The 12,642-nt window shown below is 47.3% G+C and carries 12 protein-coding genes; 8 read left to right on the top strand and 4 right to left on the bottom strand.

Features of this window, described 5'->3' with window-relative positions; all coding sequences use genetic code 11:
• The first annotated feature begins 205 nt into the window (after positions 1-205).
• The 6 genes from GGC63_RS10765 to GGC63_RS10740 all read left to right on the top strand — a co-directional run bounded on the left by GGC63_RS10765 (position 206) and on the right by GGC63_RS10740 (position 5,846).
• A complete protein-coding gene (locus GGC63_RS10765; protein ID WP_192702329.1) occupies positions 206-604 on the top strand; it encodes a GyrI-like domain-containing protein in 399 nt (132 codons plus the stop codon).
• 871 nt (positions 605-1,475) lie between these two features.
• Positions 1,476-1,898 carry a DoxX family protein gene (locus GGC63_RS10760; protein ID WP_192702328.1) on the top strand — a complete coding sequence of 141 codons (423 nt, stop codon included), beginning with the start codon at positions 1,476-1,478 and terminating at the stop codon, positions 1,896-1,898.
• Between the two features lie 80 nt (positions 1,899-1,978).
• The gene (locus GGC63_RS10755) at positions 1,979-2,308 is read left to right on the top strand and encodes an ArsR/SmtB family transcription factor (RefSeq protein WP_192702327.1); all 330 of its coding nucleotides are present in this window, start codon (positions 1,979-1,981) and stop codon (positions 2,306-2,308) included.
• Positions 2,305-2,727, top strand: coding sequence for an SRPBCC family protein (locus GGC63_RS10750; protein WP_192702326.1), 423 nt, complete (start codon positions 2,305-2,307; stop codon positions 2,725-2,727). The genes GGC63_RS10755 and GGC63_RS10750 overlap by 4 nt, the downstream gene beginning before the upstream one ends.
• 230 nt (positions 2,728-2,957) lie before the next feature.
• Positions 2,958-5,213, top strand: coding sequence for an ATP-binding cassette domain-containing protein (locus GGC63_RS10745; RefSeq protein WP_192702325.1), 2,256 nt, complete (start codon positions 2,958-2,960; stop codon positions 5,211-5,213).
• Positions 5,214-5,348: 135 nt separating this feature from the next.
• A complete protein-coding gene (locus GGC63_RS10740; RefSeq protein ID WP_192702324.1) occupies positions 5,349-5,846 on the top strand; it encodes a DinB family protein in 498 nt (165 codons plus the stop codon).
• 115 nt (positions 5,847-5,961) lie between these two features.
• Here the strand turns inward: GGC63_RS10740 and GGC63_RS10735 are convergent, their stop codons facing one another.
• On the bottom strand, positions 5,962-6,171 hold the full coding sequence (locus tag GGC63_RS10735; RefSeq protein ID WP_079915053.1) for a hypothetical protein: 210 nt from the start codon (positions 6,169-6,171) through the stop codon (positions 5,962-5,964).
• A gap of 328 nt (positions 6,172-6,499) precedes the next feature.
• Here GGC63_RS10735 and GGC63_RS10730 point away from each other — a divergent pair, with 328 nt between their 5' ends.
• A complete protein-coding gene (locus GGC63_RS10730; RefSeq protein ID WP_225948117.1) occupies positions 6,500-6,844 on the top strand; it encodes an ATP-binding cassette domain-containing protein in 345 nt (114 codons plus the stop codon).
• Between the two features lie 119 nt (positions 6,845-6,963).
• A complete protein-coding gene (locus GGC63_RS10725) occupies positions 6,964-7,986 on the top strand; it encodes a hypothetical protein (protein ID WP_192702322.1) in 1,023 nt (340 codons plus the stop codon).
• 99 nt (positions 7,987-8,085) lie between these two features.
• Here GGC63_RS10725 and GGC63_RS10720 read toward each other — a convergent pair whose 3' ends face one another.
• The 3 genes from GGC63_RS10720 to GGC63_RS10710 form a co-directional block, all read right to left on the bottom strand.
• Positions 8,086-9,249 carry an alpha-hydroxy-acid oxidizing protein gene (locus tag GGC63_RS10720; RefSeq protein ID WP_192702321.1) on the bottom strand — a complete coding sequence of 388 codons (1,164 nt, stop codon included), beginning with the start codon at positions 9,247-9,249 and terminating at the stop codon, positions 8,086-8,088.
• A gap of 76 nt (positions 9,250-9,325) precedes the next feature.
• Positions 9,326-10,861: an oligosaccharide flippase family protein gene (locus tag GGC63_RS10715; RefSeq protein ID WP_192702320.1), complete on the bottom strand. Its 1,536-nt coding sequence runs from the start codon at positions 10,859-10,861 to the stop codon at positions 9,326-9,328.
• 71 nt (positions 10,862-10,932) lie between these two features.
• Entirely contained in the window at positions 10,933-12,045 is a 1,113-nt protein-coding gene (locus GGC63_RS10710) for an amidase domain-containing protein (protein WP_318781024.1), read from the bottom strand.
• Positions 12,046-12,642 lie beyond the last annotated feature (597 nt).

The raw sequence follows: 12,642 nt of genomic DNA, 5'->3' as shown, positions 1-12,642 counted from the left end.
ATTAAAGTTTAACAGAGCCATTTATTATTAAGTTTTGTTAAACAATAATCTAGATTGATACTCTTCCAAATTCTTGATATACTAAAATAGGAACAAACATTCGTAAATGATACTTGAATTGGCAGAAACTTACCACAGTTTGCGTCTGTTTAAATTTAATGTGTAATTATTGGCCCAAAAAGGGTAGCCGGAGGAAAGAAAACTTATGAAATTAACAATTATTAATGATGTGCGAACTAATAATTTTAATGATTATCTTTTATTGCAAAAGATTACAGGACTGTGGAAAGAGGCTTCTAATAGTCTGACTAATCGAGACATTATTATCTATGGTGTCTATCATGATTACGAGAGTGACTATAAAGGGGACTATACATTAAGTGTTGCTTTTGAAGATAGCAAAAGCGAATCTTCACTTGAAATACCAGATAGCGCTGAATATGAAATCTTTAATGTGGATTCAGCAGAAGAACAGGGAGTTATAAACACTTGGAGGAAGATATGGGAACGTGAGAATTCTGGTACCTTGAAAAGAGCGTACACATATGATTTTGAGAAATATTATCCCAATGGGGAAATTGAGATTTACATAGCAATTAAGTAAATCAAGCAGGCGAAATTTGCACTTATATGATGGGGAAACCCAATAGGATGGAGATTCTAAGCCAGTTTCGCTCTAGCAAAACTTGAGATGCGGAAGGAACCACGCGTACATATACCGAATACACCCAATAAGCCTTGCAGGTCGGGTGGTGCTCGGACAGAAGGATCCTGGAAGAGTAGAACATCACCTACCAAACAATATTCAAACACTCACTAAGTGGGTGTTTTTTTGTTTTATTAGCTTCTTTTATTGATTTAAGGATTCCCAACCGGAATTCATTTTGTCGGTCAAACGAAATATTTCCCGAATATTAGGGTAGGTGCCTAAATTAAATTACATAAATTAAAAGCGCGCCCCTTAGGAAATAATAAGTCCATAGATAAGACCAATAACAAAATAAAGCGTTCTACAGCCGGAAGGCCATTTAACATGCTCAGCTTGCGGACTAGCTATACAAGGTAAGAAATTGAAAAAAACGTCAGCAGGAGCTATGTAAAATTTTGAAATCTGCTCCCTCGATTATGACGGAAAGCGCCATGGAGATGGCAGTGCGCTTGTCACATCCGGCGAACCGTGGTTTACGGATCGAACACTGTGCCAGAGCTCCCGAGGCTTATCAGCAGACTCTTCGCGTATTCTATCAAAAAGCTTGATAGTACCAATGAAACCCGATTCTTCAGAAGCGCTTTTTTCTGGGGATTGGGTTATTTTTTTGTTATAAAAATCCTCATTTATAAACGCTATTGACACGACACCAAATGGTGTCATATAATTAAAGTGTTACTAAATGGTGTCCAATTGGCAGTTTGTCATTTGAAAAGCTTGAAGCCTGAACCCGTTTCAATTGAAAATCATTAGGAGGAGGATACAAATGAGTAATGTTATCGGTGCGCAAACAACGGTGAGAGTAGAAACCCAGCCCCGAGGAAAAATAATTGCTTACTGGTCAGTCACCTTATTGCTAGCTGCAGCTGTTATGTTAAGCGGTATCGGACAATTGATGCAATATGGAGGTAACATCGAGCTAGTGACGAGTCTTGGTTACCCTTTATACATTTTGACCATTCTTGGGGTCTGGAAAGTGCTTGGAGCCATCGGTCTTGTCGTGCCAGGTTTTCCTCGGCTTAAAGAATGGGTTCATGCAGGCATCTTCTTTCTCATGACGGGTGCGGCTTTATCTCATGTATTTGCTAGCGACTATGGTGATTACGGGTTTCATATTATCCTCCCGCTTTCATATGCTGCCTTAAATATTGCCTCGTGGGCTCTGCGTCCGAAGAGCCGAATACTTTAATGGGAGGTGAAGTAAAACGGCTATCCCTTTGTATCTACCATTGATTACTACACAGAAAATACGATTTTGGAGGGGGTGCTATGAGCGATAACAACCATTCGCGGGATGTGTTTGACGCGATTGCAGATCCAACCAGGCGCCAGCTCATTCGATTAATTGCAGAGGCCGGGGAGATCCCGCTTCACGAATTAACGTTGCATTTTCAAATGGGTCGTACCGCGGTATCCAAGCATTTGACCATCCTGAAAGAAGCCGGGTTGGTACATGACCGAAAAGTCGGCAGAGAAACACGATTTAGGCTTAATGCCGCTCCACTCAGAGAAATTCAAGATTGGGTCGCTTTTTACAGCAGGTTCTGGAGTATGAATATGCTTCGTTTAAACCAACTATTAGAGGAGGAAGAGGAATGAGTTTAGCATTAGCGTTAGATTTTCAATACACGACAACGATCGAGAAGCTTTGGTCCGCTTTAACCGATTCAAGCAAGCTTGCCAAATGGGTGGTCAACATCCACTCAGGTCAGGCAATGGAAAATGATTTTAAACCTATCGTAGGACACCGTTTTCAGTTTCGCACTCAGCCAACCGAATGGTGGAATGGAATTATTGACGGCGAAGTGCTTATCGTGGAAGCGCCGAACCGTTTGTCCTATACTTGGGCCAGCGGAGGGGAAAAACACACGGTCACCTGGACACTACAGGATTTAGGGAACGGAAAGATAAACCTTCATCTCGATCAAACCGGATTCGCCAATGTTCAAGGACTTGAAGGCGCCAAGTATGGCTGGGGAAAATGGTGCGGCGAGCTTGAAAAGGTTTTGGAGCAATAAACCCTGATCATCATAAACCGGCTGCATGAGAAAATGCAGACCGGTTTATGTCTGCTTCGGACAATTGTCGTTTTGAGCAAAATAGTGAATCCATTGAAGATAAAGAACGTGAGGGGGTGTGCAGCTTAATCATCCAGTTGTAAAAAATGGACAGACCTTAAGTATCTGTACACGATGAATGATACAATGTGAATAGAAGTAGAAGTGAACATATTGGAAGGGCGTGAATCATGAGCATAGCTGATCAGGAGTACATCATAATCTCAGGAGCGAGGGAAAACAATCTCAAGAATGTGTCCTTACGCATTCCCAAGCGGAAGATTACCATTTTTACCGGGGTTTCTGGTTCCGGTAAGTCATCGATCGTATTCGATACTATTGCCGCCGAATCCCAAAGACTGCTGAATGAAAACTTCAGCATGTTCGTCCGCAACTTTTTGCCGCGTTTTCCGCAACCGGATGCAGACGCGATTGAGAACCTGAGCATGGCTGTTATCGTGGATCAGAAGCGGTTGGGGGGCGGCTCTCATTCCACGATGGGCACAATAACCGATATCTCTCCTATTCTCCGTCTGCTCTTCTCCCGAGTCGGTCAGCCCTATGTTGGACAAGCGCATATGTTCTCGTTTAACGATCCGCAAGGCATGTGTCCCGTGTGCAACGGGATTGGCCGCAGCTTGCGCATCGATATGAGCAAGGCCGTTGACATGTCAAAGTCATTGAATGAAGGAGCGATCTTGCTCCCCGGTTATTCGGTGGATAGCTTGGATTTGACGATGCTTGTGCAATCAGGGCCCTTCGAACCCGACAAAAAGCTGAGTGATTATCCGGAGGAGGAGCTGGACCAACTGCTGTACGGCAAGGCAAAGAAAGTGGCGACACAGTTCGGTGGTAAGACGATGAACATTACGGTGGAAGGCTGCATCGAGAAGTTTACTAATAAGTATATCAAACGTGATGTAAAGACGATGTCCGAGCGGACACAACAAACGGTTACGCCGTTCATCACCGAGGGCATCTGCCCCAGCTGCCACGGTGCGAGACTCAGTCAGGCCGCACTCAATTGCAGAATCAATGGATACAATATTGCGGAGCTGTCCTCCATGGAGGTCGGGGATCTGATCCGCGTCATAAAGGAGATTGACGACGCGATCGCCGCTCCAATCGTCAAGTCGCTATCAGAGATGCTGCAGCATCTGGTTGATATCGGACTTGATTACTTAACGCTGGACCGTGAGACAGATACATTGTCCGGCGGCGAGTCGCAGCGCGTCAAGATGGTGAAGCATTTGAGCGGCAGTCTGGTGGATGTCACTTATATCTTCGATGAGCCGAGCGTTGGCCTGCACCCGCGTGATGTACACCAATTAAACGAATTGCTTTTGAAGCTGCGAGACAAGGGCAATACCGTGATTGTTGTCGAGCATGATCCCGATGTGATTAAGGCGGCGGATCATATCGTCGACGTCGGCCCTCACGCCGGCAGCCGCGGCGGCTCCATCGTATATGAAGGAAGCTTTCAAGGCCTGCTGGAGTCAGGTACACTGACAGGCACCCATATGAAGCGGCCGCTCCAGCTGAAGCACAACTGCAGGAAGCCATCCGGCAAGCTGACTGTCAATAATGCTACACTGCACAACCTTCGGAACGTGAGTGTGGATATTCCAACCGGAGTGCTTACCGTAGTGACGGGTATCGCTGGCTCGGGCAAGAGTACACTGATTAACGAGGTATTCCTTGGTAAGCATCCGGATGCGATCGTCATCGATCAATCGGCGGTAGGAGTGTCAACCCGCTCGAATCCCGCAACTTATACAGGCATTATGGATGATGTGCGCAAGGCGTTTGCTTCCGCGAACAAGGTCAGCCAAGGCTTATTCAGCTTCAACTCCAAGGGAGCCTGTGAGAATTGCCAAGGGCTGGGAGTTGTCTATACAGACCTGGCATACCTAGACAGTGTGAAGCTGCCTTGTGAAGTATGCGGAGGCAGACGGTTCAAGGAAGAGGTGCTTGCATATAAACTAAACGGCAAGTCAATTGCAGATGTGCTGGAGATGACGGTAGAGCAGGCATTGGAATTTTTTCAGCTAAAAGAGGTTGTACGCAAGCTCCAGGCTATGTGTGATGTGGGGCTAAATTATATTACACTCGGCCAACCGCTCAGCACGCTCTCGGGCGGGGAATGTCAACGCATCAAGCTGGCAAGCGAGCTGCATAAGAAGGGCAGCATTTATGTGATGGACGAGCCTACGACCGGTCTGCATATGTCAGATATCGGTCATCTTCTGGGGATCATGAACCGCCTCGTTGACGCCGGGAATACGGTGATCGTCATCGAGCACAATCTCGAAGTGATCAGTCAAGCGGATTGGATCATCGATATGGGACCGGAGGGAGGTAGCAAGGGCGGTCAGGTGGTATTCGAGGGTACACCTTCGCAGATCATCCATGCGGAGCGGTCGATCACGGGAAAATACTTGGGGTAAATTCCACATTAACTGACAAGGTTTGTCAGTGGATTGATTTTATACTTGGATTAAGAAGAGTGAAACATCCTGTAGAGATTTACAACACCGCCGTTTCGAGTGTATGCTAACCCTACTAAAGGAGGAGAAGAATCTATGATAAAACAATTGATTATCGGAGACGCCAAGCAAGAGCTTGCCGCTACACGCCGTATCCTTGAACGCTTGCCCGAGGAGCATATGAACTGGAAGCCGCACATGAAATCAATGACGTTAGGCGGATTATCCACGCACTTGGTCAACCTGGTGAACTGGCAAATCGCGATTTTCCTTTCCGCTGAATTAGATCTCTCGACTTTACCGGACCGCCGGGAAGCTTTGGAGAATCGCGAAGACGTACTGAAGGAATTTGACGAGAACCTTGTCAAGCTTGAAGAGCTATTAGACGAATGCGACGAGAAAACACTCGGGGAGGAATGGACCTTACGACACGGTGACCATGTCATCCTGCGCCAACCGCGGGCGATCGCGCTGCGCACCTTTGGATTAAGTCATATGGTCCATCATCGTGCGCAGCTCGGGGTATATTTGCGGCTGCTTGATATTCCAGTGCCAGGCTTTTATGGCCCTTCGGCTGACGAAGAAAGTAAATGAACTACGATGTGCCTGATAGACGAAGGGTATCGGCTTTTACGCTGGTACTCTTTTTTTCGTGGATTAATGCTTCAGTCTCCGGAAGGACCAGAAGCCCCTTAGCGCGTGTTTCTGTTTATCTCACGTAAACAAAGCGGCAGGCTGCCCGCATATACCGCTCATCACGGATCTTCACGGACAACTCCGTAATTTCTTTAATAACGCCGCTGCCGACTAGCTCATCGCCGCGAAATACGATAATAGGCGTACGATCGTTAGCAGCCGTATACAGGTGGATTTCGGATGTTAATTCGCGGAATCCCTTATAGAGCTTCGTTCGTTTCAATGGGGGTGCTCCTGACTGTTTAAGGTTATACTTGGTCCATAATGTGTTTGAAAAATAAAAAAGTGCGTTGCCATAGGCATTGCACTTTTATTTGTATGTATGTTTTTGACACGGTTTAATGCAACATAGATGACCTCGCCATTCATAATCGTAGTATAACCGATCGAAAATGATAAGTCTATACTTTTTCCTAAATTTCCCTTATTTTATTTAAGTATCGATGATCGAAAGGAGGAGCATTTACTTTGAAGATTGGACTAAAGGTTTATGAATTAAAGAAAAAATAATAAAAAAAAAAATCATGCGTTTTTTTAGCAATTTGATATTTATGGTACGTGAGCAGTGGGGCGAAGAGCACGGAATCGATATTTCAGGAGGCGAGGAGCAGAAGATCGCATTGGCACGCGCCATCTACAAGGATGCTCCAATCGTTGTGCTGGATGAGCCTACCGCTGCCCTCGACCCCATATCCGAATTTGAAGTGTATTCAAAATTTAACGAAATGATTGGATGTAAAACGGCATTATTTGTGTCCCATAGACTTTTAGTACAATTAGGCACACATCTTGAATTACTTAAGAATTCGACTGGGACATATTTTGAGCTATGGAACGCACAGGCTCAGTATTATGCGGAAAAGGGCGAAGATATTAGTCTAAACGAGATTAATTGACGGGCAGGATACGTCAGTGGTTTTGTGGAAACTATTGCGTAATGCTTATGGAAGACATTCACGCCATGATAACCTATGGTATGCTCTTGCCTGAATATACAATTTTGGAGGGATAATCCATGAAAATAGGAGCGGCTCGAGAGGCGGCAACGGAGTGGATCAAGCATTATGCTAGTCAGGAAGCATGGTTCATGGGGGCGTATTTCAGCGGCTCGACGGTTGGTCAGCCGGATGACGTAATGATGTCATTGGGCTCCGACATTGATGTTGTCGTTGTTACCACTGAAGCAAAAGCACCTCTAAAACTGGGGAAGTTCATCTACCGTGATGTGCTGATCGAAATAACCTTCATATCGTGGAACCAGATCGCCTCTGCGGAGGAGGTACTGGCATCGTATCACCTGGCAGGCAGCTTCCGCGTAGATACCATCATTGCAGATCCAACCGGACAGCTGCGCGGCGTGCAGCAGAAGGTATCGCACCATTTTGCCGAGAGGGAATGGGTGCGGCGCCGCTGCGAAAACGCTAAGCAGAAGATAGAACATGGGTTAAAGAATATCGATCTGACTGCACCATGGCATGACCAGTTTATGTCATGGCTGTTCATGACCGGAGTCACCACGCATGTCCTCCTCGTCGCAGCTGTACGCAACCCTACCGTGCGGCTTCGCTATCTGGCTGCGTACAAAGTGCTTCAGGAGTTCGGGCGAACCGAATTCTATCCGGAATTGTTGAGGTTATTGGGCTGCGAGCACTGGACCCCCCAGCGCACCAGCCATCATCTGAGCGCGCTTGCCCGTACCTTCGACGCTGCAGCAGCGCATGCCAAGACCCCATTCTTCTTCAGCAGTGACATTACAGCCGCTACACGACCGATTGCGATTGACGGCAGTCGCAGCCTTATCCGCGACGGATATCACCGCGAAGCAGTGTTCTGGATCGGGGTGACTTTCGCTAGGTGCCACAAAATGCTCTCTATAGATGCCCCAAAACTACAAGTTGAGCTAGCTCCGGCGTTTGAGCAATTCGTCATCGACCTCGGCATTACTTCATCCGATAGCCTTGTGCGTCGTGCCGAGGACGTGCAGCAGTTTCTACAGCGGCTCTGGGATGAAGCCGAATTAATTATGCAAGCCAATTAATCCGGCAGCAAAGTGCTACTAATTGGTGAATGATTTATCTTTCAATTATGATTATCAGACAGAACGAAGCCTTAAGCAATAGTTAACAACAATTAGAATCTACTGCACTTTTATCACCAAGGAGGCATCCACATCCTGAATACAGCTGCGGCCGGAGATGGTTAGCTGCAGCTCGGTTTCCGCGATAAGTTGTTCCAGCAGCTTCACGACGCCCATTTCTCCTGCTACGGCCAACGCATAAGCATAAGGACGGCCCAAGAGTACGGCGGAAGCGCCGAGCGCAAGGGCCTTCATTATGTCGGCGCCCCTGCGGATGCCGCTGTCCAGAAGAACAGGAACTCTACCTCTAATGGCCTCGGCTATCGAAGGAAGACTATCGAGGGTCGCTACCGCTCCGTCCAATTGTCTTCCTCCATGGTTAGAGACGACGATACCGTCTACCCCGTGCTCTACCGCCATAATGGCGTCGTCTGGATGGGTGATGCCTTTGATCAATAATGGAAGCTTCGTTTGCTTGCGAATGAAATCCAGTTCCTTCCATGTAAAACAAGTATTATTTCCTTCTTCAAGCGCCTTTTTGACAGCCGCTTTCTTGTCTTGTTCCGGAGGCTCCTTCAGCAACGCAAGAAATACGGGATCGGTAAAATAATTCCCCATCCCTTGTCCGGAAAGGAAGGGGAGGTAAGCATTGCGAAGATCCGTTTCGCGCCATCCGAGAAGGGTGGAGTCCACTGTGACGACGATGGCCGAGTATCCGGCTGCTTCGGCGCGGCTGATAAAGCTTTTGGTCAAATCGTGATTTTTGGGTGGATACAATTGAAACCACCGAACCGCATCTTTCATGGCATCTGCCACTTCTTCCATAGGCTTACTGGAAACATTGCTGAGAATATAAGGAACGCCAAGCTTTGCCGCTGCTTTAGCAGGACCGAGCTCGCCGTCGGGATGGAGAATCGTATTGACACCGATAGGCGCCAGCAGGAACGGGACCGGGAACCGGCAGCCAAATAGGGAAGTAGTCAGATCATGCTGGGAAATATCGCAGCACACCCGGGGCCGGATTCGGTACTTTTGAAACGCCTCCACATTGCTCCGATTCGTATCTCCTGCTCCGGCAGATCCATAAACATATCCGAACGGTGCGGCGGCAAGCGTTTTTTTCGCCCGTTCTTCCCATTCATCAATCGAAATTGGCAGCAGCTTGGCCGCCTCATCCCCGGACTCGTAAATTTTCATCTGAATGTCTTCACTGTGCAAAGTCAAATTCCCTCCGCAAACCCATTTTCTTTCAATGATAAGTAAACGTGTTTATCATCTCCGACTTATTCCTTTTTGATTCTCAAGAAAATACGCGATGTCCCCGTTTTCCCAGCAATCGAAGGGCTAAGTAGAGGCCCATGCAAACAGCGAAAAATAATAAACCGCCAACCGAACGGGCCAAAGCGGATTCGGCACCGATATATAGCAGGAAGGCAGCATACGGATTGTACAGGATGCCGACTCCGGCCAGGAACAACGTCCCGATTGCTAACGGCTGCAGGGGGAAGATACCTCGACATCGTTTTCTCAGAAAACTGATGTTCCAAACCAGTGCAATGCATTCCAGTGTGAAGACACCTATCGCCGCTCCGGAATAGCCGAATCCTGGAATGGCAACGAAATAATATGCGGCTGCGGCAGAGCCGATCAATCCGAAGAGAAGCCCGAACAGGGGGATCGTCTTTTGCTCGGAGGCCCATAACATCGTCGTCGTTAGCTCCCGTATCCCGGTAATGAGAGGGGCAAATGCCAAACAGCGAATCGCCTCGGCCGCCCCAAGGCTGCCGAAAATAAGATTAGACAGTTCAGCAGCATGTGCATATAGAAACATCATCGAACTGATGCCCAATATCCATCCGATTTCCAGAGATAGATTGGAACGTTCGGCAAACTCTTTGGTCTTGCCACTCTCCCAATCGGCCGTTAATTTGGGAGCAGTTGTAAACGATAGTGCAGCGGTGACCATCGTGGGTAAATAAACGATCGTCGCCGCCATTCCGAAGATTTCTCCGAACATCGCGAACGCTTCCGTTTGACTAAGTCCAGATACCTGCAGCCGATTGGGGATAATTAGGGTATCCAAAACGTCGGAGGCCGGTACAATTAAGCGGGTGAGGGTAATGGCCAGGGAGGATTGAATGAACCAGAATACGCCTGGCCCGATGACCAGCCAGCGGTAGGCTGGGGTTCTAACAGACCTGAAGCTTCCAATAGACGATCCCCTGGAATGGCAGTAAAACCAAATGATAAGAAAACCCAGTGCTATACAAGCACCTGTAAAGGCGCCGAAGACCGCTCCACCCGCAGCGGCATGAATACCGTAATTCATCCATAGGATGACTAGCAGCAGCATCGTGCCGACGCGAATGATTTGTTCTACCATTTCGGATACGGATACCATCCCATAATATTCAAGACCTTGCAAGTAGCCGCGATACAGCTGCAGAAGAGGGACGATTGCAAGAGCAGGCACCATACAGCGGAGCGGAAACGTTAATCGGTCGTCACCAAAAAAATGGGCAAGCTGGGGAGCCAGAACGAAGAACAGGATGCCCAGGCTAGTCCCCAGCATGAAGAAAGGGATCGCTATATTGTGAAAAAAACGCTGTCCTCGTTCCTGATCTTTTGCGGTCATTAGCGCCAAGGAGGTTGGAAATCCTCCGGAAATCAATGTTAGAGCGAAGCCGTATATGGAGTAAACCATCTGGTAAATGCCCGTGCCTTCTGGACCAAGCAGCCGAAATAAAGGAATACGGACTGCCAGTCCGATAAGTTTAATAAGAAAAATAGCGCTAGAACGCAGCGCTGTTTGTTTAATAAAGGCGGGAAGCTTCATCTTTTCACCCCAAAGGATTTGTCCAAATCATTATATGAACAAGCTCCTGGAGGTAGACTTCTCCGCGCCTTTTAATCGTTGATATGAATTAATATATATTTGGTTGTCCGATCCCAGCCCAAGTCGAAGGGCACACGATACCGGTCGGCGGTATGGGAGTTTACCAAAGGGTATCCGTTCGCATCCACTCCGATTACGATGGAGAAATGGTCCGTATCCCCATCCAATACATAACCGATCAAATCGCCCGGCTGTAATTTAGCGATGGCTCCATGAGGATGCTTATCACTGGGCCGGGTAACTTCCGTGAAGGTTCCTTTGCCAATGAGCCGGCCGTACCCCGAGTACAGCAAGAAACGTTCAAAGGCATCCGTCTGCACCCAGGATTGGCTTCCCCCTCCATGGTATCTCCATATATTTGACATCGGCAAGCCGCCGCCTTCCTTAGCATCGCCAAGAACTTGGGAGGCAAAATTCGTACAGTCTCCTCCAAGAGGCGTATAATCCCGATATTTCCGGTTATACCGATTGTTATTTCCAGCCCCCCAGGCTAACCCCGCATATTTATTGGCGTAAGCGACCGCGCGTTCCCGATTGTACCGTCCCTTTGTCTGAGAAGCTTCATGATGAGGAGCCAGCTGGGGGAAGCCGGCCGGGGAATCAGGTATTAAATCCGGGTTCTCCTCGAGCGGATCCAGATACCATTCCTTTTTCACAATCCACTCATCCCGTTCCTTGATCAATGTAAGAGCATGCCGTGTACCAATTCCGAACGATTGAGGGGGCAGGTGATGCGATTCGTACTCGTAGGATATTTTTGCCGACTGAACCAGTGAAACCGTGGCTAGGCTGTCGTTCTTTTTGATGCGTACAATTCGAATAACCGGCTCGGCAGAGACCATTCGGACACCGCGTTTCTTGGCCCAGGTCTGGATATATTTTGCACGTTTAAGCTCCATTTGATAAGCATACCTGCTGGCACTTTCGGTTTGATTGTAGTACTTCTGGATAGCTTCGGGCTGCTGATGAATGAGAAGGCTATTGCGATCCTTATATAGTTGTTGTATAAATACAGTCACCTCATCCTTAACTCCACTACCCTGTATCGAATTCAAAGCGTAAGCATCCATAGGTGAAGCGATCATGGTGAACAAAACCCCGATTAGCAGAGACAAGCGCAGCACGTAGATAAATCCCCCTTAAGTTCGTTATGCCAAAAAACATTCCAATCCCTTGAATCGACATTCCAAAGCAAAGGAAATCCAACTTTTATCCTTCCCCGCCTGATCGGTGATATGCTAAGGGGTTCAGACCCTTAATTTGGAAGCGGAGGCTTGAGCCTGATTAAGTATAGAATACCCAGGGGCATCGAATAAACCCATTGCCTTTATTTATATTGGTTTATCCTAAAAAGTCGGGGGAACACTGTTCATTGTACTTGATCTATTCAACTATCTAATTGGAGTGAGTACCTTGACTTATGAATGTTATTACTGTAAAAAAAGTACAAACCATCATGATGATTCGGCTCATAGTATCACCCTTTATGATAAGGATGGCCTTGAGGAAGACATCGAGCTTTTATGCAATGAATGTTACTCGGATTGGTTATTGTCTCTGAAGGTTTGAACATGGAAGAGTTTGAAGGAAGAGCTTGCCTGCGGCAGGCTCTTTTTTAACGTTTCCGATAATATCACCAGGTAATCTATATCAGATGTTGTCCTTATGAAACTGATCAAGAATGATTTATAAATTTTTAGCTGAAAAGCCGCATCCGATGC

The sequence above is a fragment of the Paenibacillus sp. OAS669 genome (assembly GCF_014873645.1).
GTDB lineage: Bacteria > Bacillota > Bacilli > Paenibacillales > NBRC-103111 > Paenibacillus_S > Paenibacillus_S vulneris.
This window is presented reverse-complemented; position numbering and strand designations above follow the sequence as displayed.

Bases quoted from the DNA above. Each gene is read 5' to 3' on its own strand.
- GGC63_RS10755 (WP_192702327.1), top strand. From the start codon at position 1,979: ATGAGCGATAACAACCATTCGCGGGATGTGTTTGACGCGATTGCAGAT.
- GGC63_RS10740 (WP_192702324.1), top strand. From the start codon at position 5,349: ATGATAAAACAATTGATTATCGGAGACGCCAAGCAAGAGCTTGCCGCT.
- GGC63_RS10760 (WP_192702328.1), top strand. From the start codon at position 1,476: ATGAGTAATGTTATCGGTGCGCAAACAACGGTGAGAGTAGAAACCCAG.
- GGC63_RS10765 (WP_192702329.1), top strand. From the start codon at position 206: ATGAAATTAACAATTATTAATGATGTGCGAACTAATAATTTTAATGAT.
- GGC63_RS10750 (WP_192702326.1), top strand. From the start codon at position 2,305: ATGAGTTTAGCATTAGCGTTAGATTTTCAATACACGACAACGATCGAG.
- GGC63_RS10715 (WP_192702320.1), bottom strand. From the start codon at position 10,861: ATGAAGCTTCCCGCCTTTATTAAACAAACAGCGCTGCGTTCTAGCGCT.
- GGC63_RS10745 (WP_192702325.1), top strand. From the start codon at position 2,958: ATGAGCATAGCTGATCAGGAGTACATCATAATCTCAGGAGCGAGGGAA.
- GGC63_RS10730 (WP_225948117.1), top strand. From the start codon at position 6,500: ATGGTACGTGAGCAGTGGGGCGAAGAGCACGGAATCGATATTTCAGGA.
- GGC63_RS10725 (WP_192702322.1), top strand. From the start codon at position 6,964: ATGAAAATAGGAGCGGCTCGAGAGGCGGCAACGGAGTGGATCAAGCAT.